The sequence below is a fragment of the Actinomyces sp. oral taxon 180 str. F0310 genome (assembly GCF_000185285.1).
In the GTDB taxonomy this organism is placed as follows: domain Bacteria; phylum Actinomycetota; class Actinomycetes; order Actinomycetales; family Actinomycetaceae; genus Pauljensenia.
Genome location: NZ_GL622194.1, coordinates 1,323,626 through 1,348,452, shown reverse-complemented (window position 1 = coordinate 1,348,452; position 24,827 = coordinate 1,323,626). Strand labels below are relative to the sequence as shown.

Annotated in this window: 13 protein-coding genes and 1 tRNA gene; 11 read left to right on the top strand and 3 right to left on the bottom strand. The window is 66.3% G+C overall.

What is annotated here, in order from left to right:
- Positions 1-146 precede the first annotated feature (146 nt).
- The 7 genes from HMPREF9006_RS05695 to HMPREF9006_RS10855 all read left to right on the top strand — a co-directional run bounded on the left by HMPREF9006_RS05695 (position 147) and on the right by HMPREF9006_RS10855 (position 9,829).
- A complete protein-coding gene (locus HMPREF9006_RS05695) occupies positions 147-668 on the top strand; it encodes a hypothetical protein (protein WP_009212617.1) in 522 nt (173 codons plus the stop codon).
- Between the two features lie 26 nt (positions 669-694).
- Positions 695-2,245, top strand: coding sequence for a hypothetical protein (locus HMPREF9006_RS05690; RefSeq protein WP_034231212.1), 1,551 nt, complete (start codon positions 695-697; stop codon positions 2,243-2,245).
- Complete coding sequence (locus HMPREF9006_RS05685; RefSeq protein ID WP_009212615.1) at positions 2,239-3,483, top strand: S8 family peptidase; 1,245 nt, start codon at positions 2,239-2,241, stop codon at positions 3,481-3,483. Before HMPREF9006_RS05690 ends, HMPREF9006_RS05685 begins: the two co-directional genes overlap by 7 nt.
- A complete protein-coding gene (locus tag HMPREF9006_RS05680) occupies positions 3,480-4,700 on the top strand; it encodes a S8 family peptidase (protein WP_232209836.1) in 1,221 nt (406 codons plus the stop codon). Before HMPREF9006_RS05685 ends, HMPREF9006_RS05680 begins: the two co-directional genes overlap by 4 nt.
- A gap of 146 nt (positions 4,701-4,846) precedes the next feature.
- A complete protein-coding gene (locus HMPREF9006_RS05675; RefSeq protein WP_009212613.1) occupies positions 4,847-6,898 on the top strand; it encodes a cell wall-binding protein in 2,052 nt (683 codons plus the stop codon).
- Positions 6,899-7,094: 196 nt separating this feature from the next.
- Complete coding sequence (locus HMPREF9006_RS05670) at positions 7,095-8,411, top strand: AAA family ATPase (RefSeq protein WP_009212612.1); 1,317 nt, start codon at positions 7,095-7,097, stop codon at positions 8,409-8,411.
- 317 nt (positions 8,412-8,728) lie between these two features.
- Positions 8,729-9,829, top strand: a complete 1,101-nt coding sequence (locus HMPREF9006_RS10855) for a hypothetical protein (protein WP_009212611.1) — start codon at positions 8,729-8,731, stop codon at positions 9,827-9,829.
- Between the two features lie 12 nt (positions 9,830-9,841).
- On the opposite strand, the gene HMPREF9006_RS05655 is transcribed toward HMPREF9006_RS10855, so the two are convergent.
- Positions 9,842-10,354 carry a molybdopterin-binding protein gene (locus HMPREF9006_RS05655; RefSeq protein WP_009212610.1) on the bottom strand — a complete coding sequence of 171 codons (513 nt, stop codon included), beginning with the start codon at positions 10,352-10,354 and terminating at the stop codon, positions 9,842-9,844.
- Between the two features lie 347 nt (positions 10,355-10,701).
- On the opposite strand from HMPREF9006_RS05655, the gene modA reads away from it, so the two are divergent.
- The 3 genes from modA to HMPREF9006_RS05640 all read left to right on the top strand — a co-directional run bounded on the left by modA (position 10,702) and on the right by HMPREF9006_RS05640 (position 19,051).
- On the top strand, positions 10,702-11,502 hold the full coding sequence (gene modA, locus HMPREF9006_RS05650; RefSeq protein ID WP_009212609.1) for a molybdate ABC transporter substrate-binding protein: 801 nt from the start codon (positions 10,702-10,704) through the stop codon (positions 11,500-11,502).
- Between the two features lie 9 nt (positions 11,503-11,511).
- Positions 11,512-13,671 (top strand): ABC transporter permease, encoded by a 2,160-nt coding sequence (locus HMPREF9006_RS05645; protein ID WP_009212608.1) that lies wholly within the window; start codon positions 11,512-11,514, stop codon positions 13,669-13,671.
- A gap of 826 nt (positions 13,672-14,497) precedes the next feature.
- Positions 14,498-19,051: an acyl-CoA dehydratase activase-related protein gene (locus HMPREF9006_RS05640; RefSeq protein ID WP_009212607.1), complete on the top strand. Its 4,554-nt coding sequence runs from the start codon at positions 14,498-14,500 to the stop codon at positions 19,049-19,051.
- 157 nt (positions 19,052-19,208) lie between these two features.
- Here HMPREF9006_RS05640 and HMPREF9006_RS05635 read toward each other — a convergent pair whose 3' ends face one another.
- Positions 19,209-20,825, bottom strand: a complete 1,617-nt coding sequence (locus HMPREF9006_RS05635; protein ID WP_009212605.1) for a glycoside hydrolase family 2 TIM barrel-domain containing protein — start codon at positions 20,823-20,825, stop codon at positions 19,209-19,211.
- Between the two features lie 327 nt (positions 20,826-21,152).
- Positions 21,153-23,153 (bottom strand): OPT family oligopeptide transporter, encoded by a 2,001-nt coding sequence (locus tag HMPREF9006_RS05630; RefSeq protein WP_009212604.1) that lies wholly within the window; start codon positions 23,151-23,153, stop codon positions 21,153-21,155.
- Positions 23,154-23,790: 637 nt separating this feature from the next.
- On the opposite strand from HMPREF9006_RS05630, the gene HMPREF9006_RS05625 reads away from it, so the two are divergent.
- Positions 23,791-23,880: transfer RNA gene (locus tag HMPREF9006_RS05625), tRNA-Ser, on the top strand.
- The last annotated feature ends 947 nt before the right edge of the window (positions 23,881-24,827 follow it).

The window sequence follows — 24,827 nt, the reverse complement described above, 5'->3', positions numbered from 1 at the left end:
TAGTAGCTCCGATGTGACGTATGTGTGGACGTTGAAGATTGAGGGGCCGGATCAGCCCGCTCAGCCGTTGGTGCGGCGTTTTAAGGTGTCGAAGTAGTCGCGGCGCGGTGCGCCGAGTAACCCATCACGAGAGCAAGGAGAACACAATGGCAGGCGAAGACGGGCAGGGGTACCAAGAGGATCCTCAGCAGCGGGCAGCACAGGAGGTCACGGCGAGCCAGGAGGCCGTCGATACGTCCTCGAAGGCTTCCTACTCCCTCAGCTCGGCCCAGACGTCAAGCGCGTGGGGCAGCGAGGCCGGACCCGAGGCCCTTGGGCGTAAGGCGAGCGAGATGTTCAACGGCATCTCCGACGTCCTGTCGAAGGAGAACGCGCTGATCGCCGAGTTCGAGACGAAGATGCGGCAGGCGATGACGGCGATCAAGGAAACGGAGGCCGACAACGAGCGGTCCTTCCAGACCGTGAACGGGACCCTCCAGGACCTCGCGGGTTCCGAGCAGGCGCAAGCCCTCGCGTCGTCCATGGAGAAGGCGGGCTTCAAGCCCAAGGAAGAGCTTCCGGCCACCCCCTCGCTGAATCCATCTGCGCCGGGCTCCGCGGCTACCGGCGGAGGGGCCACGCCTCCCCCGAACGTGCCGGTAGCCGTTTCCGGCCCTGACGAATACTGAGAGTCACTGCGGAAAGGACATCAATCATGGTTTCGTCACCGAATTACGAGAGACTCAAGACGTTCATGGAGGCGGCCCGCACCAACCGCGGGCTCGATGCGTGGGATCCCGACCACAAGAAGACGCTGGAGGGCTTCCAGGAGGCCATCGACCGCCTGAAGGCATACCGCGACAGCCACGGCTTCTCGGGCAAGACCGGGGACGCGATGAACAAGTGGGTCGATCGCTCGATCAGCCGCATTGAGGCATACCGAGCGAAGTACCAGCGGGGATACACCGCCTACGCGGCCGGCCGGAAGTCCATGGAGATGGCCCTGAAGGAGGCGGAGACGATTTCCCCCGACCTCCTGGACTCCAAGACCGCCGCGATGCGAGGCCTTCCAATCGTGGCCGTTCCTTCCGATCAGCCGGGCGGCGGCGTCACCGTTCCACTTGTCAACACGCGCCTGACGACCGGCGCCGCCTACGTTGACGCGGTCGAGGCGCAGGCCAACGCCCAGCGCGAGGCCGCTTCCCAGAGAATTCTGGACATGGTCAACGGAAAGACTACGCGCTATAGCAAAGATCTTGATGGCCAAGCGGAAGCACCCATTCCCACATCGGGTGAGCAATCGGAGCAAAAGCCCGGCAGCTCGGGTTCTGGGGCATCGCCCGATCCGTGGGACTATTCGCCTGACAACGGCTTCGGGCGCGGCGGTGCCCGCGGCGGCTCCTCTAGCACCTATCCGGGTGGGTTTGATCAGCCTTGGTTGAGTGAGGCTGATGCTGCCGCTGCGCGTAATCGGACGATTGCCTCGGGTGCGCTGGAGACGCGGGAGCCTGCGTATGGTGAGGTGGGGTCTCGGACGAACCCGATCACGGATCCTCAGGATCTGATGAACACGGATCTGTTGCACACGCGGGTCAATGGCACGGCGTATCGCAACGGTGTGGTGGGCGGTCACACGCCTGCTCCGCCGGCTGATGCGGATCACCCGCTGTGGCGCCTCAACGGCGGCGGCGCGTCGTCCGACTCTTCTGTGGCCGGTCGCCTGGGCGGCGCGGGCGTGCTGGGTGCGGCCGGCCTGGGCCTGCGTGGCGCGGCCCGTATGGGGTCGGGTTCCCTGGGTTCTGCCGGCGGCCTGGGTGCTGCCGGGTTGCGTGGCATCAGTGGTAGCACGGGCGCTGGTGGTGCTGGTTTGAAGGTTGGCTCGTATTCGGGGTCGGGTTTTGGTTCGTATAAGCCGCCTGCTGGTGTTGCCGGTGCTAATGGTATGGCTGGTTCTGGTGCTGCTGGGTCTTCTGGCGTGACGGGGACGACGGGTGCTGGCGGCGCGGGTGGCGCCGCGGGTGCTGCTGGTCGTGGTGGCGCTGGTGCTGGTGGCTTCATGGGTGGCGGTGCTGGCGCTGGTGCGGGTGCTGGTAAGCAGGATAAGAAGTCGCGTCGGCGTAAGTATGTGGCGTTTAGGTTTGAGGATGAGGATGAGGATGGTCTGCCTGCGGGTTATGTGAATCCGATGTCTCAGACGTATGGGTCGGATAAGGATATTGCTCCGGCTAAGCGCGCTGATGATGGTTGGGATCCTCGCCAATGGTGAACCCGAACCATGTGACCCTGAACCATGGTGGTGTGCCCCGCCTGCCTCGCGTGTGTGTGGGGTGGGCGGGGCGCGCCGCGCGCGCCCTGACCACGCTCGTGTCCGCGTCCGTGTTGGCTGCGGGTGCTCTCACGTTGGCGCCTGCTCCTGCGCGTGCGGAGGACGTGATCACCACGCAGGAGTACTTCTCCTACTACCACCTAGATGCTGCTCGGGCGAAGGGGTACACGGGCAAGGGCGTAACCATCGCCCTCATCGACGGCCCCGTGGACACGAGTGTCCCCGAGCTCAAGGGCGCCAACATTATCGACAAGAGCCGCTGCACCATCGAAGCATCAACGCAGGGTAGGATCCATGCGTCTGATATGGCTTCTATTCTCGTCTCCCCATACTTTGGGGTTGCTCCGGATGCGACTCTCTACTCGTACCAGATCACGACTCCCAGTACTATCTCGAGAGGAACGTGCGAAAGTACTGGAAAAAATCTTGATACTATGCCGGCGTTGATCAATCAAGCTATTGATGACGGCGCCCAAATTATCTCTATTTCACAAGGTGGCGATAACAATAGCGAATCAGTTAAGTGGGCCGTTGCCCGAGCTATGAGCAAAGGCGTCATTGTCGTTAACTCTGCAGGTAATACTGGAAGCGATAACAATGCTGATCAGCTGAGTCACTGGTCGGGTGTCGTCGGAGTGTCGGCTATTACTCCCACAGGAGAACGGGCCGATTACTCTTCCTGGGGTAATGGTGTCGTCACGTCTGCAGTCGGCGGTCCCTTTAAGACCCGTAGCTATGATGACCCGACGAAACCTGCAGAATCGAATGGAACGTCGAATTCGGCGGCGCTTGTTTCCGGTATGCTGGCACTCGCCCTTCAGAAGTGGCCCGATGCGACCGCCAATCAAATCCTGCAGGTGTTGGTTGCCACGGGACTCAATCCGAATCATGAGTGGAATCCGTACACGGGCTATGGGGCGATCAACGGGGGTGCGTTGGTGAACACCGATCCCTCCCAGTACCCGGACGAGAACCCCCTCGCTCAGAAGCAGGGAGGCTCCAGTCCGACTGCGGAGGAGGTTCAGAACTATGCTGACGGATTGGTTGACCTGGCCGCTCTGACTTTCGACGGCTCTTTTGTGTATCGAGGAACAGACGAGACGCTCGTACTTCTTGCTGAGCTGGGGACTCCAAATCCTGTTCATTTGGGCACCAGCCCCAGGTACCACCGCAAGTGATCGCGACACGCCCCCGTTCCGGTGCCCCCGCCTGGCTCCGCACTCGTGTGGGGTGGGCGGGGCGCGCCGCGCGCGCCCTGACCACGCTCGTGTCCGCGTCCGTGTTGGCTGTGGGTGTTCTTGCCCTGGCGCCTGCTCCTGCGCGTGCGGAGGATGTGATTACGACGCAGGAGTACTTCTCCTACTACCACCTGGATACTGCTCGGGCGAAGGGGTACACGGGTAAGGGCGTGACCATCGCCCTCATCGACGGAACCGTCGACACCAGCGCTCCGGAACTCAAGGGCGCGAACATCACCGACAAGAGCCGCTGCACGATTGAGGATTCTCTTTCTGGTAAGTCTCACGGGACGGGCATGGCGTCAATGTTGGTCTCTCCCGCTTTCGGTGTCGCACCCGACGCTGTCCTCTATACCTACCAACGAGTGAACGTGAACTCGATCTCTCGGGGAACCTGTAGCAGCATGTCGCCAGCCCCTGATCGTTTCGCTGCACTGATCAATCAAGCCATTGATGATGGGGCGCAGATTATTTCGATTTCGATGGAAGGGACCGAGGGCGGCGATGATGTCAAGTGGGCGATTGCTCGTGCCGTGAGTGCGGGGGTTATAGTTGTCAACTCGGCAGGCAATACGGGATCGGACAACAACAACAATCAGCTGAGCAAGTGGTCGGGGGTCGTGGGTGTCGCGGCGATCACTGCGGACGGCCAGCGTGCTAGCTACTCCTCGTGGGGTAACGGCGTGACCACGGCGGCCTTCGGCAACCCGGTTGCCAGCCGGAACTATGAGACGGGCAAGATCGAGGATACCGACGGAACCTCGAACTCGGCCGCACTTGTTTCTGGGATGTTGGCGTTGGGGCGTCAGAAGTGGCCGGATGCTACTGCGAATCAGTTGTTGCAGGTTGTGACTAAGACGGCGCTTAATCCGAATCATGAGTGGAATCCGTACACGGGTTATGGGGCGATCAATGGGGGTGCGTTGGTGAATACGGATCCTTCGCAGTATCCGGATGAGAATCCTTTGGCTCAGAAGGAGGGTGGGTCTTCTCCGACGGTGCAGGAGGTCCAGGACTATGCCGATGGTGTGGTGGAGCCTAACCCCGATACCTTGAGTCAGTCCTACGTGTATCGCGGTCTCGATGAGGTAGCCGCCTCGATGGACGATGTTGGTCCCGTTCATTTGGGCACCAGCCCCAGGTACCACCGCAAGTGACCGTGACACGCGGCGCACCGGGATACCTGGGCGCCGCGGGCCACGACTGGCGGGAGCGCAATCTCACGCAAAGACTTGTAGGCAGGCTGCGACGGGTGTAGATTTACCAAATAAGTACTGGTGATCTATCCCATCAAGGTGTTCACATGAATACTCCTCACCGCGGACTGTTCCAGCGCCTCGGCGCCGCCGCCCTGTCCGGACTCATCATCACAGCCCTGGCCCCCAGCGCGCTCGCCTCCCCCGCAGGAGAACGCGCAACCCACGGCGACATGGAACCCAGCGCCGTCGCCGACTCACAACCGGAGAGCGGCACGGGCGCCCAGCAAGATACCGACGACACGGGCCCCGAGACGCCAGAAGCCACCGGAACGGGCGCGCAGCCCGAGGCCTCGCCCGAGACGCAGGACGAACTCGACGCCACCGTCTACGAATTCCCCGGAACGGAAGGCCCCACCCGGATCCACGTCCTCACGATCGGCTCCGCCGACGCCATCATGCTGGAATCGCGCGGCGTCTTCGCCATGGTCGACAGCGCCGAAGGAATCGGCGCCCCCGACGGAAGCGACCCCCGCTACCCCCTGCGTGAAGGAATCGTCCCAGCCCACGTCGGAGACACCAACCGGGTCCTGCGATACATGATCGACCACGGGGTGACCTCCTCGAACCTCGCGTTCTACCTGGGCACCCACGCCCACTCCGACCACATCGACAACGCCGACGACATCATCAGGCGCTTCCGGCCCAAGGTCATCTTCACCCCCGAATACTCCGACCGCTGGATCACCAACCCCAACGGCCTCTGGGACAACCAGTGGGTCTACGACAACATGGTCGAGGCCGCCCACTGGGCCGAAGCAACCTACGGCGCCCAATTCGTCCAGCACGTCGACGGCTACAACACCCACGTCACGCTCGGCGACATGGACGTGCAGCTGATCCCCTTCGACCCCGAAGAAAAGTACAAGGTCACGGGAACAACCGACGCCAACCTCATGGGGTGGGGAGCGAAAGTCACCGCCTTCGGACGCACCGCCTTCCTGGCCGCCGACCTCATGGACACCGAGGCCGACTGGGTCACGCATAACGGCTACGAGGCGCGCGTCGCGCGAGCCGTCGGAAAAGTCGACATGCTCAAGGCCGGACACCACGGCCTGCGAAGCTCAAACTTCGCCCCCTTCATGAAGGCGCTGGACCCGGCCATGATCATCCAAACCGGCACCGAAGCCTATGCCGCCGACAGCCTCACCACCAGCGTCATCCACGGCCAGGCCACCTGGGCGCCAGCCGCCGAACTATGGGACAACGCAAAAATCCCCTCCGTGATCGCAACCTTCACCCCCTCCGGGATCTCCTACAACGACCTGACCAAGGCCTCGTGGGGACACGAATACGACGAGGAACACCCGCGAGCCTGGTGGTTCCAGGCGGGGCGCCCCGCGCCAACAACCGGATGGTGGCAGGGACGCAGCGGCAGCTGGTACTACTTCGCGGGCAAGCCCTCCGCCGAAGCCTCCACGTGGGTCAGCGACAACGGCCAGTGGTACTGGATGGGCGCCACCGGAGCCATGGCCACCTCCGAATGGATCTCGGACGGAAACGGCCTCTACTACATCGACTCGGCCGGACACCCCTCCTCCGCGAGCGGATGGACCCAGAACGACGGCGCCTGGTACTACCTGCGTGACGGCCGCGCACACACCGGGTGGCTCAACGACAGGGGAACCTGGTACCTCCTCGACCCCGCGAGCGGCCAAATGGTCACCGGCTGGGGCCAAGCCGACGGCTCCTGGTACCACATGGACTCCTCCGGCCGCATGACCACCGGCTGGATCAACGACGGCGGCTCCTGGTACTACCTGCGCGGCAGCGGACAGATGGCCACCGGATGGCTGGCCAGCGGAGGCTCCTGGTACTACCTGGGCGCGTCGGGCGCGATGCGCACCGGCTGGTTCCAGGACGCCGGCTCCTGGTACTACGCCGACCCCTCCGGCGCCATGGTCACCGGGTGGCTGGCCAGCGGAGGCTCCTGGTACTACCTCGGGGCCTCGGGCGCCATGGTCACCGGGTGGCTGCCCAGCGCGGGCTCCTGGTACTACCTGAGCGAGGACGGAAGCATGGTGACCGGACGAGTCCTCATCGCAGGCCGATACTCGGTCTTCTCCGCGTCGGGCAGCTGGCTCGGCTACACCCCCTGACGCCTCGGCAACTTCCTCACACAAGCGCCGCCCACCGCGAATCAACGCGGGTGGGCGGCTCTTACGTCGGGTGCTGTTTCGCGGGTCGGCAGGTTGACCGGAGGACCCTAGAGTCCTGTGGATGGCGTAGGACACCTAGATTTCATTCCCGAAAAGATGTAGAATTTTTACAACTAAACGGGAAAGTGGGAGAGTGATGCTGCGAGTCCTTCATCTCGACAACTGGAAGTCCTTTTCGGAACCGGTCGACTTCACGATGATTGCGGGCAAGGAGACTCGCCACGGCGAGACGCTCTACCTGGGGAGCAAGAACCGTGTGCTTCCCGTTGCCGCGATCTACGGCGCGAATGCGGCGGGAAAATCTACTCTCCTCGACGCACTCGCTCACTTGCAGGCCATGCTGCGTGAGCCGCGCAAGCGCGGGCAGCGCCTGCACTATCACCCGCACCTTCTCTTCGGTGCCGACAGGCCCAGTGTCATCGGCGTCGAGATCGTTCTCGATGCGCAGGATGCGACGTCGAATAGAAAGGCCATCGTCTACTACGAGGTGGCATTCAACGCGGAACACGTCGTTGAGGAGTCTCTGTATCGCCTGCGCTCGGAAGACGAGCAAGCCGTCTTTGAGCGCCACGGCCAGGAGATCTCTCTCTACGGTGATCTAGAAGACGACGTGTCGCTCGACGCGGTGTCGAAGACCGTGCAGCCAAATCGCCTCTTCCTCGAGACCTGCTTCAACGCGGGACTCATTGACGATGAGCAACGGCTACTCGGATCCGTGATCGCATGGTTCCAACGTCTGACGATTGTTGGCCGCGGATCGCGTTATATCCTCATGCCGCAGCAAATCGCGCATGACGAGGATTTTCGTGCCGCAGTTGGGAAGGGGCTCACAGTCGCCGACACCGGTATTTCCGACATCTGCTTCACCGTTGTGCCTCGAGCCAAGGTGCCCGCGGAAGACAAAGTCCTCGATGAGGTCGAGAGCCAGCTCACCGACAACAGGTCCGAGGTGTACCTGAATGCGGAAAACGGAGCCGTCTTTCGCGCTCGGCTGGGCGCGGAGGGAGACGTTGTGTACGAGCGCTTCGTAACCGTACACACGGGCGGAGGCAACGAATTCCGACTTCCTCTCGAGCAGGAATCCGACGGGAGTGTTCGCTACCTGCATCTGCTCCCCATCCTGTATTGGGCGGGAACGAAACAGCGGTCCGGGGTGTACCTGATTGACGAACTTGAGGACTCACTCCATCCCAAGCTCACGGAGGAACTCATCCGGTTGTTCCTGGATGCGTCGGGGCCGGACGAGCAACGACAGCTCATCTTTACGACGCACGAGCTTCACCTCCTGCGCGTCGACCTATTGCGGCGAGACGAGATTTGGCTGGTCGAGAAGAATAACCATCGGTCCGAGCTTACGAGGCTGACGGACTTCCCTTCGTCCGACATTCGTTCCGGCAGCGACCTGCAGCGGATGTACATGTCGGGTCGCCTCGGCGGCGTCCCGCGACTCTAGGAAACAATGTGGGTAAGAAGAACGCGCCGACGAGAAAATCCTCGCGTGGGCTTAGGGGCCGCTCCCATAGCAGACGGGTGAGGCCTATCGTCGTTCTCGCCGTCGAGGGGGAGACAGAGAAGAAATACTTGAACTTGATCGCATGGCTCGACCAGCTTCTGCCGCGACGCTCCGAATAGGATGGCAGCTGGCTCGGCTACACCCCCTGACGCCTCGGCAACTTCCTCACGTAAGCGCCGCCCACCGCGAATCAACGCAGGTGGGCGGCGCTTGCCCGTTGTACCGTGAGAGGACCAATCCTGAGCGAAAGGCCACTCATGACGTTCCCTCGCGCCCGCCTCACAGCGGCCCTGACGATGACTGTCGCGACCGCCGTGGCCTCGTCCCTCGCTCTCGTCGGGACCGCCCGCGCCGACGATACTCAGTCCGCCGCCGAGCAGTCCATGGACTCCTGGACGCCGGGGAACACCCTTCCCCTGAGTAACTCCAAGTCGGTCGAGGCCTCGTCCGTGAGTGCCTCCACCCTGACCTTCCCTGCCGCGACCGACGAACAGACCAAGATCTTCATCCTGTCCTCCGACTCCTCGGACGCGATCCTCATCGAGAGCGGAGGCTGGTACGGAATCATCGACGGCGGCGAGGACGCCGACCTGCCCGACGGCTCCGACCCCCGCTACCCCGTGCGCACTGGCACGGCCGCCGCCGCCGGGTCCACGACCGAGTGGCTGATGCAATACCTTGACGACCAAGGGGTCAACGACACCAACGTGGCCTTCTACCTGGGCACCCACGCCCACTCCGACCACATCGCCGCCGAGGTCGGCGAGGTCGACATGCTCAAAGCAGGCCACCACGGGGCGGAATCCTCCAACTCCGTCCCATTCATGGCCGCCCTGCACCCCGGCGCGATCATCCAGACGGGTGCCGCATCCCACAGCCCCGACCGCCTGTCCTTCCTGGTCCTCCACGGCGACACCAAGTGGTTTCCCATGGGCAACATCTGGGAATCATTGAACGTCCCGGCGCTCGTGTGCGTCTTCGCCGACGACGAGATCCAATACGACGGCGTCGCCCACGCGCAGTGGGGACACGAGTACGAGTCCGAAACCCCGCGCGCCTGGTGGTTCCAGGCGGGCCGCCCCGCCGCGACGACCGGCTGGTGGGACGGCCCCTCTGGCAACCGCTACTACTTCGACGGCTCCGCGTCAGCCCTGGCCAACCAGTGGGCAGTCATCGACGGGGTCACCTACCACTTCGACGCGACCGGCGCGCTCGACGCCACCGCCTCCACCCTCACGGGTTCCGGCGTCGCCGGCTCCTTCGCCGCCAGCGCGTGGCGGTATGTCCTCCTCGGCGCGGCGCTCACCGCCCTCGCCGGAGCGGGCGTCGCGATCGCGGGGCGCATGGGCGGGAGCTGAGGCTGGCGCGACCTAGCGCGCCTCGTCCAGCTGGTGGAAGATCGCGCCCAGCAGGGGAGTGAGGACCTCGAGCGTGTCCAGCGCCCCACCGCGCGACCCCGGCGAGGAGACCACGAGAACCCCCGAGGAATCCCGGGCGGTCACGCCCACGACCCCGCGGGACAAGCCCGACAGGGGTGTGTGAGCCAGCCCGTGGGAGCGAATCTGCTCCGCGATACCGGGGATCTCCACCTCAACCACGTCGCGGACCGCCTCGGGGGCCTCGTTGCCCACCCCGAACCCCGAACCGCCCAGCACCAACACGAAGCGCGCCCCCGCCTCGATCGCCTCGCGGATCTGCGCTTCCAAGGCACCCCGGCTCTCCGGGACCACGGTCGACGACACCGAACCCAAGCCCGCGCGCTCCAGGGCCTGCGCGCATGCCGGAGTCGCCCGATCCTCCTTCGTGCCAGCGTGAATGCGGCTCGAATACACGATGATGCGGGCGTCGATCCGGGAAAGATCGTAGGAGACGGGCTTGGGCATGATGTCCTCCGAGGAGCAGCGGGTGCTTTCACCGCCGATCCTAGTCCCTGAGACGGCGGCGGGCGGAGCCTGAGACTGCCGATGAGAACCCGGCGCATTAAGTGCGTTGTGTGGCCGCGAAAAATAGTCTTTGGGTGCCGTGCCGCCGGGCTGCTCCGTCGGCGTGCGGCTCGCGCCCGAGCCAACAGGCGAAAAGAAAGGGGTGTAGGCACTTTTAATCGCCTCTCGTCTTCCTTGAGCTATCAAGGAAAAGTAACGAATTGGGCGCTGTTGGCCCGCGGCGTTGCGCCCGGAGAATCCCCTTGTTAGATTAAACGCGTTCCATCCCCACTCAAAAGGAGTCTCGCGTGCGTTCCCTGCGCATCCTGCCCGTCCTCGGCGCCGCCGCCCTCGCCCTGGCCGCCTGCACCGGCGGGACGAGCCCCGCGACCGACGCCACCGCCTCGTCCGAGGCCACCGGGGCGCCCGCCAAGGAAACCGTCCTCAACGTCTACGCCGCCGCCTCGCTGACCGAAACCTTCGGCGAACTCGAGAAGACCTTCGAGGCGGCGAACCCCGGCGTCGACGTCCGCTTCAACTTCGCGGGTTCCCAGGACCTCGTCGCCCAGCTCGGTGAGGGAGCCGACGTGGACGTCCTGGCCACCGCCAACGAGTCGACCATGAAGAAGGCCGCCGACGCCAACCAGGTCGATACCCAGACCGTCTTCGTCACCAACACCCTCACCCTCATCACCACGCCCGGCAACCCGGCGGGCGTGACCGGCCTGGACTCCTCCCTCGACGGCGTCAAGCTGGTCGTGTGCGCCCCCGAGGTCCCCTGCGGCAAGCTCACCAAAACCCTCACCGAAAAGCTGGGCGTCACCCTGAACCCCGTCTCCGAGGAACAGGCCGTCACCGACGTGCGCGGCAAGGTCTCCTCCGGCCAGGCCGACGCCGGAATCGTCTACAAGACGGACGCGCTGGCCGAAGGCGACGCCGTCGACACCGTGCCGATCCAGGGCGCCGACGAGGCCGTCAACAAGTACCCGATCGCGCTCGTGTCCGCCTCGGCCAACAAGGAACTCGGGCAGAAGTGGATCGACCTGGTCCTCTCCGCCGAGGGACAGACGCTCCTCCAACGCGCCGGCTTCACGCCCGCCGCGAAGTAGCATCAACGCGTGAGCGCGCGCCGCACCCCCGCCGTGAGCCCCCTGCCCCTGTGGGCGGGGGGCCTCGGCGCGCTCGCCCTCCTCTTCCTGGCCCTGCCCCTCCTCTTCATGCTCGGGCGCGTCAACTGGGGCTCCCTGGGTTCCACGCTCTCCACCGACGAGGCCACCTCCGCCCTGGCCCTCTCCCTGCGCACCTGCCTCCTTGCCCTCGGAGCCGACCTGATCCTCGGCGTGCCCGCCGCCCTCCTCCTGTCGCGCTCGTGGCGAGGCGTGCGCGCCGCCCGCATCCTCGTCGCACTGCCCCTCTCCCTCCCACCCGTCGTCGCCGGCATCGCGCTGCTCGCCGCCTTCGGCAGGCGCTCCACGCTCGGCGCGCTCCTGAGCGGTGCCGGCCTCGACATCGCCTTCACGACGACCGCCGTCGTCATCGCCCAGGTCTTCGTATCCCTCCCCTTCCTCATCGTCACCCTCGAATCCGCCCTCCGCGCCCGCGAGCCGGGGCTCGAGGAGATGGCCTCCTCCCTGGGCGCATCCCCCACGCGCGTCTTCTGGCAGATCACCCTCCCCACCGTCCTGCCCGGCCTCGGACGCGGCACCGCGCTGGCGCTGGCCCGATGCCTCGGAGAGTTCGGAGCCACCCTCACCTTCGCGGGGTCCATGCAGGGAGTCACCCGCACGATGCCCCTGCAGATCTACCTCGCCCGAGAATCCGACGCGGACCTCGCCCTCGCGCTCGGCGTCGTCCTGCTCGCCGTCGCGGTCCTCGTCGTCGCGCTCACCGAAACCCCCTGGGGACGCGCCGCCTCCCTCCTGCGCGCCGCCTCCTTCCTGCGACTGACAAGGCCGGTGCCTGCCGCTGCCTCCCTTCTGCGCGGCGCCTCCCTTCTGCACGGCGCCTCCCTTCTGCGCGGTGCCTCCCTTCTGCGCGCGGCCTCCCTCCTGCGCGCGGCCACGAGGCGGGCAGAGGACGACGGCGCCGAGGATGCCCCGAGCGAACCCGTGCCCGTGCGCGTCGCCGGAACGATCGCCCAGCGCGGCTGGGAGGCGCAGGTCAGCCTGGAGGCGGGCGTCGTCACCGCCGTGGTCGGCCACAACGGCGCAGGAAAGTCTACCCTCGCCCAGGTCGTGGCCGGAACTCTGCGCCTCGACTCGGGATCCGCGCGGATCGGGGAGCGCGCCGTTGACGACGCCACCACCTTCGTGCCCGCGCGCCGACGCGGCGTCGCCATGGTCTCCCAGGCGCCCCGCATCTTCACGCACATGAGCGTGGCTGCCAACGTCGCCTTCCCACTGCGGGTGCGCGGCGTCGGACGCGCCCAGGCTCGGGCCGCCGCCATCGATCAGCTGCGGGCCGTCGGCATCGCCGACCTCGCTCACAGGCGCGCGTCCGACCTCTCCGGGGGGCAGGCCGCCCGCGTCGCCATCGCCCGAGCCCTCGCCTTCCGGCCCGACGTGCTCATCCTCGACGAACCCACCGCCGCCCTCGACGTGGAGGCCACCGCCCAGGTCTCCGCCGTCCTACGTGAACGCCTGAGCCAATCGGGCATCACCACCGTCCTCGTCTCCCACGACATCACCGAGGTCCTGGCCCTGGCCTCGCACATGATCGTCATGGGGGACGGCCGCGTCGTCGAGGAAGGGGAACCCGCGCGCATCCTCGCCTCGCCCTCCTCGGTGTTCGCCGCGCGCCTCGCTGGCCTCAACATCGTCACCGGTTCCGTCGTTCAACGTCCGGGACTGGTCGGCGTGCGCGTCGGCGAGGGGATGCTGTGGGCTGCGGACGTTGCGCCCGAAGAAAGGGGAGCCGACGCTGCGGGTATCCCGGGCACCGCGCCCGGCGCGGTTACGAATGGTCGGGAAGGCTCCGGGTCCGCTGGGGGCGTTGGACTGGGTGAGCGCCTCGCCCTGATCTTTCCTCCCGAGGCCGTCGCCCTGGCACGCGAGGAGTCCCACGCCTCGCCCCGCAGCGTCCTGCCCGGTCGCGTCACCCGGATCGACATCGCTGGCTCCCTGGTCGGCGTCGGCATCGCGCTCGCGGAGGGGGTCTGCGTGACCGCCCGGATCACAGCCTCGGCGTGGGCCGAACTGGGCGCGGGCCTCGGCGACCCTCTCTGGGCCAGCGTCAAAGCGACCCAGGTGCGCGCGATCCGCATCGCGGCTCGTAGGTGACTCGGCGCGCCCGTCTGTTTGCTTGGGTTTCGGCGCAGATTGCGAGGCCGATGGTGCAGGCTTGCGGCATCTGGGCCCTCGAGGTGGTGGGGTTAACCCATCAATGCGCAGCTGGGCCCTGCTAGTGGAGCCTGGGTCACCGTGCCCAGCCGCCACTAGGTGGGTTAACGTGCGCGTAGGTGGGCCGAGGCCACCACCAGGTGGGTTAACGTGCGCCCCCCGGAGCCCCCGGAGCACGCCCCCGGAGCGCGTCGCCGTTTGTTGGGCACCGTCGCAGATTGCGAGGATGCTGGCGTCGGCTTGCGGTGGCTTGTGGCGGTGGGGCCCTCGAGGTGGCAGGGTTAACCCATTGATGCGCAGCTGGGCCCTGCTAGTGGAGCCTGGGCCACTGTGCCCAGCCGCCACTAGGTGGGTTAACGTGCGCATAGGTGGGCCGAGGCCACCACCAGGTGGGTTAACGTGCGCATAGGTGGGCCGAGGCCGCCACCAGGTGGGCTAACGTGCGCCCCCCGGAGCCCCCGGAGCACGCCCCCCGGAGCACGCCCCCCGGAGCGCCCCCCGGAGAGCCCCCCGGAGCACCCCCCGGAGCACCCCCCCGAAGTGCCGCCCACAACGCGCCCCGCTACCACCGGGTTGATTTTCGAAACGCTTCATATGTTGTAATTCCTGCTCGGTGCTCCTCACACCCTTTTTCCCGCCGACATGCGGCCATCGACATATCGGCGGGACAAAGCCCGTTTAACAGCATGTCGCCGAGCCTCCCCGGTGGAGCTTTGACGCGCCACCATCAGGGTTCTATGTTGTGGGTTGATCCCAGGAGGTCCCCATGACAACGCAGCGCCCAGACGCTCCACGTCCCTATCAGCTCGGAATCGACGTCGGCTCCACGACGGTCAAAGCCGTCGTTTTAGACGGAAATCGCCGCATGTTCTCCGACTACCGGCGCCACAACGCCGACGTGCGCGCATCCCTGGGGGCACTCCTCGCTGACATCGAGCGCTCCCTGCCCGGCATCCGCGTCCACGCGGCCATCACCGGATCCGGTGGCCTGACGACGGCACGCGCCATGGGCATCCCCTTCGTCCAGGAGGTTATCGCTGGCACCGAGGCCACCCAGCGCCTCCACCCCGAGGTCGATGTCGTCATCGAGCTGGGCGGCGAGGACGCCAAGCTCACCTACCTGCACCCCACCCCCGAGCAGCGCATGAACGGCACCTGCGCGGGAGGAACGGGCGCCTTCATCGACCAGATGGCCACGCTCCTGCACACCGACGCGGCCGGCCTGGGCGAGCTGGCCACCCGCCACACCCAGCTCTACCCGATCGCCTCGCGCTGCGGCGTCTTCGCCAAGTCCGACATCCAGCCCCTCATCAACCAGGGCGCCGCCCACGAGGACCTTGCCGCCTCCATCTTCAACGCGGTCGCCACCCAGACCATCGCAGGCCTGGCGTGCGGGCGCCCGATCCGAGGCACCGTCATGTTCCTGGGCGGACCCCTGCACTTCCTGCCCGCCCTGCGCGAGGCCTACAAGAACCTCCTGCCCAAGGCCGACGCCTTCGTCACCCCCGACGACGCCCAGCTTTACGTCGCGATCGGTGCCGCCCTGCTGGCCGACAAGGAGGCTGCCAAGAGGCAACGCCAGGCCGAGGAGGCCGGCGCCACCCCCATCGACGCGGGCGGAGAGCGGCTCTCGGCGCTCATGAAGCGCCTCGCCGCCGCCCCCGTCCAAGTCGAATCCCCGCGCATGGACCCGCTCTTTGCCTCCCCCGAAGACCGCGACGAGTTCATGGCCCGCCACAGCCTCGACGTCATCCCCAAGGCCAGCCTCGACGAGGCCCAGGGGCGCTGCTGGCTCGGCATCGACGCGGGCTCGACCACGATCAAGGCCGTCGTCATTGACTCGTGCGACCGCATCGTCTTCACCCACTACGCCTCCAACGAGGGCGACCCCGTCACCGCCGCCGTCGACATCGTGCGCGCGGTGCGCGGCGCGCTGCCGCAGGGCTGCGAGATCGGGCGCTCCTGCTCCACGGGATACGGCGAGGGCCTGGTGAAGTCCGCCCTCACCCTGGACGAGGGCGAGATCGAGACGATGGCCCACTACCGGGCCGCCGAGTTCATCTGCCCCGGCGTCACCTCCGTCATCGACATCGGAGGCCAGGACATGAAGTACCTGCGCATCCGCGACCACGCCGTGGACTCCATCTCCGTCAACGAAGCCTGCTCGTCGGGCTGCGGATCCTTCCTGCAGACCTTCGCGCAGACGATGGGCACCGACGTGCGTTCCTTCGCCCGCATGGCCATGGAATCCGCCTCGCCCGTCGACTTGGGCACCCGGTGCACGGTCTTCATGAACTCCTCCGTCAAGCAGGCGCAGAAGGAAGGGGCGGACGTGCGCGACATCAGCGCAGGCCTGTCCTACTCCGTCGTGCGCAACGCCCTCTACAAGGTCATCAAACTCAAGGACCCCTCCGACCTGGGGGAGAAGGTCGTCGTCCAGGGCGGCACCTTCCTCAACGACTCCGTCCTGCGCGCCTTCGAGCTCCTCACCGGGCGACAGGTGGTGCGCCCCGACATCGCCGGACTCATGGGAGCCTACGGCGCGGCCCTCACCGCGCGCATGCACGACACCGGGGAGGGGACCTCGTCCCTGGCCACCGTCGAGGCCCTCGAGGACTTCAGCGTGGAGACCACCCGCAAGACGTGCCGCCTGTGCCAGAACCACTGCCAGATGACGATCTCGACGTTCTCCAACGGCGAGCGCCACGTCTCGGGCAACCGCTGCGAGCGCGGCGCCTCCCTGGAGCGCGTGCCCAAGAAATCCGACCTGCCCAACCTCTACGACTGGAAGTACAAGCGGATCTTCGGGTATCGGCGGCTCACCGAAAAGAAAGCCTTCCGGGGCGACATCGGCGTGCCGCGCGTGCTCGGCATGTACGAAAACTACCCGTTCTGGTTCACGATGCTCACCGCCCTGGGCTTCCGCGTCATGATCTCCGGGCGCTCCAACCACGACCTCTTCGAGACCGGCATGGAGTCCATCCCCTCGGAGAACGTGTGCTATCCCGCCAAGCTCGTCCACGGGCACATCGAATCCCTGCTCGACAAGGGCATCACCACGATCTTCTACCCGTGCGTCGACTTCGAACAAAAGCTCACCGAGTCCGACAACTCCTTCAACTGCCCCATCGTCGCCACCTACCCCGAGGTCATCCGCAACAACATGGAGCGGCTCGCCGAACCGGGCGTGCGCTTCATCAGCCCCTTCATCAACTTCGGCAACCGCGACTACCTTCCCGCCCACCTGTCCAAGACCTTCAAGGAATACGGCTACGACATCCCCGTCGACGAAATGAAGGCCGCCCTCGACAAGGCGTGGGAGGAAGACGCCGCCGTCAAGGCCGAAATCCGGGCCAAGGGCGTCGAAACCATCGAGTGGATGCGCGAAAACGGCGTGCGTGGAATCGTGCTGGCGGGGCGCCCCTACCACCTGGATCCCGAGATCAACCACGGGATCCCCGAGGTCATCGTCGGCCTCGGAATGGCCGTCCTCACCGAAGACAGCATCATCGACGCCCGCCTCGAACGCCCCCTGCGTGTCGTCGACCAGTGGTCCTACCACTCGCGCCTCTACGAGGCCGCCGCCCGCGTCGGCGACGAACCCGACCTCGCGATGGTCCAGCTCAACTCCTTCGGCTGCGGCGTTGACGCCATCACCGCCGACCAGGTCCAGGAGATCCTCGAAGGGCGCGGTGACGTGCACACCGTCCTCAAGATCGACGAGGTCTCCAACCTGGGCGCCGCCAAGATTCGCCTGCGCTCCCTCGACGCTGCCATCACCGAGCGCGCCTCGCTCACCGCCGACTCCGACGAGGAGGCGGCAACGGGAACGCGAGGAGAGGAACTGGCCCCCGCCTCGTCGGTCGGCCTCGTCTCCGGCGCCGTCGACACCGCCGCCCTGCGCGACCCCTCGGGGGACGCCGCCCGCGAAGAGGAGGCCCGCCACATCCATCCGCGCGCCGTCTTCACCGAGGAGATGCGCGAGGCCGGGTACGAGATCCTCGCCCCCCAGATGTCGCCGATCCACTTCCGCTTCCTCACCCCCCTCTTCGCGAGCGCGGGCCTGAAAGTGCGGGTCCTGGAACACACGACGCGCGCCTCCATGGAGGTGGGCCTCAAGTACGTCAACAACGACTCGTGCTACCCCGCGATCGTCGTCATCGGTCAGCTCCTCGAAGAGTTCATCTCGGGGCGCGCCGACCCCGACCGCACCGCCGTCGGGATCACCCAGACGGGCGGCATGTGCCGCGCCACCAACTACGCGGCACTTCTGCGCAAGGGGCTGCGCGACGCCGGGTACCCGCAGGTGCCCGTCATCGCGCTGTCGGTGCAGGGCATCGAAGACAACCCGGGCTTCCGCCTGGGCGCCGCCCAGATCCACAAGGCCATCCAGGCCTTCGTCATTGGGGACGCCATCCAGTCGATGCTCCTGCGCGTGCGCCCCTACGAGGAGCGCCCCGGGTCCGCGATGGAGCTGTACCGCACGTGGGACGGCTACGTCCAGGAGTGGATCACCACCGGGCGGGTTGCCGCCCTGGGTGGGCGCACCTCGTACTCAAAGATCATCCGCGAGTGCGTGCGCGCCTTCGACGCCCTGCCCCTGCGCGACATCCCCCGCAAGCCGCGCGTCGGCCTCGTCGGCGAGATCCTGGTGAAGTTCCACCCCGACGCCAACAACCACGCCGTCGACGTCATCGAGGCCGAGGGCTGCGAGGCGGAGTTGCCCGGCCTCATGCAGTTCTTCCACAACTCCGTCGCGACCGCCGCGTGGGACAAGGAAAACCTCGGCATCGACGGCAAGCAGCGCTACATCATGCCGATCGTCCTGTGGGCGCTCAAGAAGTACGAGAAACCCGTGCACCGCGCCTTCGCTGCCACGAACGGCAAGTTCGAGCCGCACCGGCCCATCGAGGAGATGATCTCCCGATCCCAGGACATCGCTCGGCTCGGCAACCAGGCCGGCGAGGGCTGGTACCTGACCGCCGAGATGGTGGACATGATCGAACACGGGTGTCCCAACATCATCTGCGCCCAGCCCTTCGCGTGCCTGCCCAACCACGTCGTCGGCAAGGGCATGTTCCGCGCGCTGCGCACCCGATACCCCGAGGCCAACATCGTGGCCGTCGACTACGACCCGGGAGCCTCGGAAGTCAACCAGCTCAACCGCATTAAGCTGATGCTGGCCACCGCCCTGCAATCCCCCGACGCGCGCGACGGCGAGGTCCTGCACCTCGTGGACGCGGAGGAGCCGCCCGGCGGCTCGGGAGCGGTCATGCTCGGAATGCCCACCATCCCCCGCAGGAGGGCCGCGTTCCGCTAGGTTTCCTCAAGCGCGTTCCGCTAAGACTCGTCGAGGCGGTGGCGCGGGGGACAGTTCGCAGTGGCCGCCCCGGCGTCGGCGCAGTGGCCGCCGGAGACGCCGACGAACTCGCCAAGGCGAACCGCCCCCGCGTCGGCGCACCGCGCTCTGCGCTGGCCTACCGAAGCCCCTGAGGCGGGGCAGGCATGAAGCCTCGCCCGATCTCGAAGCCCGCCGGAGCCCATCCCGTGCCGTAGGACAGTCGCACCGACACCTCGCGCACGCCCGAGGCCGGCCACTCCACGGGGAGGAAAGCCGTCTCGCCGGGCGCGACATCCAGGAACGCCGGGTACTCCCACGTCGCGTGCCCGTCCTCGACGGTGCGGCACAGGAACTCTAGGTCACCCGTCGAGGTGAAGGTCATGTGATTGCGCACGGTCACCCCCGAGTAGGAGGGGGCTACCGACACGGGAGCGTAGTGCAGCTCCTCGCCGCGGATCTTCTCCAGCTCCGGGAAGCCGCTTGCGCTCATCAGCGGCCTCGTCGGATCCAAGGAACGCGCGAGCTCCTCCTGCCCGCTGTCGCCAAGCGACCAGGCGATCACGCTCGGGTGGGCGCGATCCCGACGAATCGCGGCTTCGACCGCCTCGGCGCAGGCCTCGCCCGACCGGTGCAGCGCGGAGGGATGGTCGATGATGTAGAGGCCGTACTCGTCCGCGAGCTCGTAGAAACGGGCGTGCACGGGCGCGTCCGAGATCTCGATGGCGTTGACCCCGTGGCGCTTGCACCACACGATGTCCTCCAGCATCTCGGGCAGCCCGACCGCCAAACCCGTGCGGGGGTGGCACTCGTTGCGGCGCACCCCCCGCAGCACCAGGGGGCGTCCACCCAGCCGAACGTTCTGTGGCGAGGTCTCAAGACCCCGGAAGCCCACCTGCAGGGCGATGGTGTCCTCGGTGCCGTCCTCGGCGCTTAGCGTCACCACCAGCGTGTACAGGGCGGGCTCTTCCGCGCTCCACGGGATCACGTCGAGTCCCTGAGCCACGATGGGCGCGTCGGGAACGCCGCGAGCGGACCACATCTCCTCCTGGTGAGCCTCGCCGAGCAGGGCGGCGCGCAGACGCCCACCCCCCGTCGCCTCGATCTCCAGCCGTAGGCTTCCCGATGCCCCGTCGTGGGAGGCCATCGGAAAGACATCCACGAGGTGGGAGGGGGGCCGTGCCTCCAGCGACACTTCCCGGAACAGGCCGTGGCAGCACGCGGGAGATTCCAGCAGGAGCACGCTAATCGCGTGCGTGTGCGTCGGCTCCAGGGCGTCGGTCACGTCGAAGGCCGCAGGAATGAAACCATCCGGACAGAAGCCGACGAAGGAGCCATCGACCCACGCGTACAGCGGCCCCGAGAAACCGCCGAAGGTCAGGGTCATCATCCATCCGCGCTCGCTTGCCTCCTTGAGCGGGGCGTCGAGGGAGAACTCGCGGCGCAGGATCGAGGCGCGGATCCGGCTCTCGGCGTGCCCATCCCGGGCTGCGGCATCGGGTGAACGCTCGTTCTGAGAGGGCCAGGAGCCGTCCAACTCCAGGATGCCGGGCACGGAGGTGGCCCCGAAGTTTCGCTGGGTGGGGGCGCGCTCAATGAGCTCGGCGGCAGTGCCGATCGCGCTACTGACCTGCCAGGTGCTGGAGAGCATCTGGATCGGCCGACGTGACCTCCACGTCGAGTGAACCCGGAGGCGGTTCACCGACGCTCCTGGGTCCCGCAGCCACGCGACGTCCGGTTCCAGGATGTGGTTCATGCGATAAAAGTAGCATTTATTTGTTGGTCACGAAAGAGTAAATGTGGCTAAAGATGATGCAAATGTGTGTTGACGTGCGCAATAGGCCGGATATCCAAAGGGAGGATGATCACATTGTGGGACTTATGTCCACGCTTGTGGGCATAAAACGGTCCTCGACCCGGGCCTCGCGCCGCCCGGGGCCTCGCGCGCCCTAACGCGTGTGCCCGGCGCCGACCTCGCTCTCGCGACACGACGCATCCCCGGCCTCGAATCGGAAGGAACCCCGGCCTCGTCCCTGTCGACGAAGCCGGGGTCCTCAGTGAAACGAGCGAGGCGCTCAGCGGGTCACTTCGAGGCGGACTCGCGATCCGCCTCGCGCGTGATCTTGCGGGTGAAACCGTACAGCAGCCACGCCGAACCCGCGAAAAACACGATGCCCGCCACGTTCGCGATCGGGGAGAAACCCTCGCCGATGAAAGGCAACGCCAGCGGCGAATCCGAACCCGTCGCCCCCGCGATGCCCGCGTAGACGACTCCGAACAGGGACTCGCCCACGATCAGGCCCGTCGCCGCCAGAGTCCCGAACCGCTTCGCGCGCTCCGGGTCCGCCTGCTTGGACGCCCACCTGTTGTACAGGAAGCCCGCCAGGCCGCCGATCGGAATCAGGATCGTGAGCGACGCCGGAAGGTAGATGCCCATGCCGACCGCCAGGGGAGGCAGGGCCAACTTGCCCTTCGACGCGGGACGCAAGGCCTCGTCGATGACGATGACGACAACGCCGATCACCGCGCCGATCCCGAGGAGCTTCCAGTCGATGCCCCCACCCAGGACCCCCTTCGCCAGCGACGAAATCAGCGAAGCCTGCGGGGCCGCCAGAGCATCCGGACCCGCGCCCGGCGCACCCTGGAATCCGAAGGAGTTCTGCATCAGCTGCAGCACCGGCGGAATGATCAGCGCGCCGAAAACCACGCCGATGACCAGCGCGACCTGCTGCTTCCACGGTGTAGCGCCCACCAGCTGACCCGTCTTCAGGTCCTGCAGGTTATCGTTGGCGATCGTGGCGATACAAAACACGATGGCCGACGTGAACAGCGTGTACGCGATCAGCGCCGTGTTCTCCTCCAGGCTCGCCCCGCGCCCATGAACCGCGAGAACGACGACCGCCGTCACGACGACAACGAGGAGCCCCACGCCCGACACCGGCGAGTTCGACGAACCGATCAGACCCGCCATGTACCCGCACACGGCCGCGACCAGAAGGCCAGCAAGGAGAATGAAGAGGACGGACACGGCGATCAGGAGCGCGGTGTTGTGCTCAATCTGCGTGCCGCGCATGAACCACCACAGCAGGCCAGCAATCGGGATCATCGCGGCCACGATCGAGACGATCACCCACGTGCCGGGAATGTCCTGCTCCGTGCGCTCAAGCCCCTGCCCGCTGGCCTTCGCCCCGCGCGAGGCCCGCAGCGACTCGGAAATCCCGCGAGCGATCGGCCCCATGATCTTCACGAGCGTCCACACGGCCGCGATCGCCATGACGCCCGCGCCGATGAAGCGAACATCGCTCTTGAAGACGGCGGACAGTGCGTCGGTGAGATCCTCGGCCCCGTCAAGAGCGCCATTAGCGTAGAGAGGAAGCAGGACACCGTAGGACACGAGCATGCCGATGAGCATCGCGACGCCAACCGTCATGCCAACCAGGTGCCCCACGCCGATCAGAGCCAGCGACAGCGACGTCGAAATCATCGTCCCCGTCGAACCGATCCTGAATGCCGCGCCCACCTCCGAGGCGGTGACCTTGAGGTAACCGAGCAACGTCATCGCCGCCGACGCGATCGCGCCCCACGTGATCGCCATCAGACCGCGCTTGTTGTCCTCGCCCGAATCCTTCGCATCCCCGACCTTGAGGATCTCAGCGCCGGCCACACCCTCGGGATAGGGCAGATCAGAGCCGGTCACGAGGGCGCGACGCAGCGGAATCGAATACATGACGCCCAGCGCGCCACCGACCGCACACACGAACATCGTCTCCCAGTAGGGGAAGCCATTCCACCAGCCCACAATCACCAGGCCCGGCAGAACGAAGATGACCGCGGAGAGGGTTCCCGCCGCAGACGCGATCGTCTGGACGATGTTGTTCTCCTGAACGGTGTGATCACTCCAGAAACGCAGAATCGCCATCGAGATGACGGCGGCCGGAATCGAGGTCGCGAACGTCAGGCCGACCTTCAGGCCCAAGTACACGTTCGCCGCCGTGAAGACCAGCGTGATAACGCCACCAATGATGATGCCGCGCAGGGTGAGTTCTTTGAGTGACGTTTGCTTGGCCGCGTGAGGCGCAGACACGACATGTCCTTTCACTGCATTGAGTACGTTCCCTGACAGGGTAGTCCATCACCTGCGTGACGCGAGGGTTCGAGGGAGAAACCTTGCCTCGCCGTCGCCCCGGTGTGCGTGGTTCTCGTCGTGAGCGGCCCCGCGAGCTGGCCGAGGCGACCCCGCGAGCTGGCCGAGTTTGCCGTGCCCCTGCGCGCGGGGGCGACGTTCAATCACCGGCAGGCCCTGTAACGCCTGTCAGGCTGTGCCCCTGCGCGCGGGGGCCACGTGCCGTGATCAGGGGCGCGGGGCGCAAGCTCCGCGGCCGTGCCCCTGCGCGCGGAGGCCACGTTGGCCTGACCGGTGTCATCCTCGATGCGCCTGTACCTTGCCCCTGCGCGCGGAGTTTTCGTGGTGAGTGGCCCCGCGAGCTGGCCCGGTCCGCCGTCCTGCGGCGCGCCACGTCCACCTGCGTCGAGCGGGAGTCCGGATGGGGGAGCGGGGGTGCTCGGGGGCGGCGGACATAGGGTATCCAGACCGTCGCTGGTGGGCGGGAAGCGTGGGTGTTTGACCGTGGCTGCAGGGGACGCTCGAATGTGGCTCTGCTCCCAGCGCGCGTGGCCGATTTGCGTTCCCAGGGGGTGGCTGTAGTAAAGTGGACGAGTAAGGTAGCGTGTCCGAGCGGCCGAAGGTGCAGCACTCGAAATGCTGTGTGGTGTCACAGCCACCCTGGGTTCAAATCCCAGCGCTACCGCCACTGACCGCCCGACCCCGATGGGGTCGGGCGGTCTTGTTGTGTTGCCCGCGGATGCCCGGGGCTTCGCGTGAGCAGAAGAGAACCAGGGGCGCGTGTGTGAAACCTGGGCCGCCCGTGCCTTCCGAAATTGCCCTTCAAGCGGCGCGTGCCCTGCAGCGGGGGTGGTTTGGGTTTCAGCGGGGGCGCGGGTTGAAACCTGGGCCGCCCGTGCCTTTCGAAAATGCCTTTCAAGCGGCGTGTGCCCTGCAGCGGGGGTGGTCTGGGTTTCACGTGGGCGAGTGTGTGAAACCTGGGCCGCCCCTGTGTGGGTTGTTGTGGGCGTGTGTGAAACCCGGGCCTCCCGTGCCTTCCGAAATTGCCCTTCAAGCGGCGCGTATCGTGCAGCGGGGGTGGTCTGGGTTTCACGTGGGCGAGTGTGTGAAACCTGGGCCTCCCCTGTGTGGGTTGTTGTGGGCGTGTGTGAAACCTGGGCCGCCCGTGCCTGTTCCATGGGGCCTGAGATGGGGAGTTTTGGCGAAGCGGGGGTGGTCTGGGTTTCACGTGGGCGCGTGCGTGAAACCTGAGCCTCCCGTGCCTTTCGAAAATGCCTTTCAAGCGGCATGTGCCCTGCAGCGGGGGTGGTCTGGGTTTCAGCGGGGGCGCGGGCGCGCCGAAGCGGGGGTGGTTTGGGTTTCAGCGGGGGGCGTGTGTGAAACCCGGGCCTCCCGTGCCTGTTTCATGGCGCCTGATATGGGGAGTTTTGGTGAAGCAGGGGTGGTCTGGGTTTCAGCGAGGGCGTGGGTGTGAAACCGGAGGCGCCCGTGCCTTCCGAAATTGCCCCTCAAGCGGCGCGTGCCCTGCAGCGGGGGTGGTCTGGGTTTCAGCGGGGGCGCGGGCGCGCCGAAGCGGGGGTGGTCTGGGTTTCAGCGGGGGCGCGGGCGCGCCGAAGCGGGGGTGGTCTGGGTTTC

What these genes read in the sequence shown, in the direction of transcription:
- HMPREF9006_RS05695 (WP_009212617.1), top strand. Translation starts at nt 147, where the DNA reads ATGGCAGGCGAAGACGGGCAGGGGTACCAAGAGGATCCTCAGCAGCGG.
- HMPREF9006_RS05690 (WP_034231212.1), top strand. Translation starts at nt 695, where the DNA reads ATGGTTTCGTCACCGAATTACGAGAGACTCAAGACGTTCATGGAGGCG.
- HMPREF9006_RS05685 (WP_009212615.1), top strand. Translation starts at nt 2,239, where the DNA reads ATGGTGAACCCGAACCATGTGACCCTGAACCATGGTGGTGTGCCCCGC.
- HMPREF9006_RS05675 (WP_009212613.1), top strand. Translation starts at nt 4,847, where the DNA reads ATGAATACTCCTCACCGCGGACTGTTCCAGCGCCTCGGCGCCGCCGCC.
- HMPREF9006_RS05670 (WP_009212612.1), top strand. Translation starts at nt 7,095, where the DNA reads ATGCTGCGAGTCCTTCATCTCGACAACTGGAAGTCCTTTTCGGAACCG.
- HMPREF9006_RS10855 (WP_009212611.1), top strand. Translation starts at nt 8,729, where the DNA reads ATGACGTTCCCTCGCGCCCGCCTCACAGCGGCCCTGACGATGACTGTC.
- HMPREF9006_RS05655 (WP_009212610.1), bottom strand. Translation starts at nt 10,354, where the DNA reads ATGCCCAAGCCCGTCTCCTACGATCTTTCCCGGATCGACGCCCGCATC.
- HMPREF9006_RS05640 (WP_009212607.1), top strand. Translation starts at nt 14,498, where the DNA reads ATGACAACGCAGCGCCCAGACGCTCCACGTCCCTATCAGCTCGGAATC.
- HMPREF9006_RS05635 (WP_009212605.1), bottom strand. Translation starts at nt 20,825, where the DNA reads ATGAACCACATCCTGGAACCGGACGTCGCGTGGCTGCGGGACCCAGGA.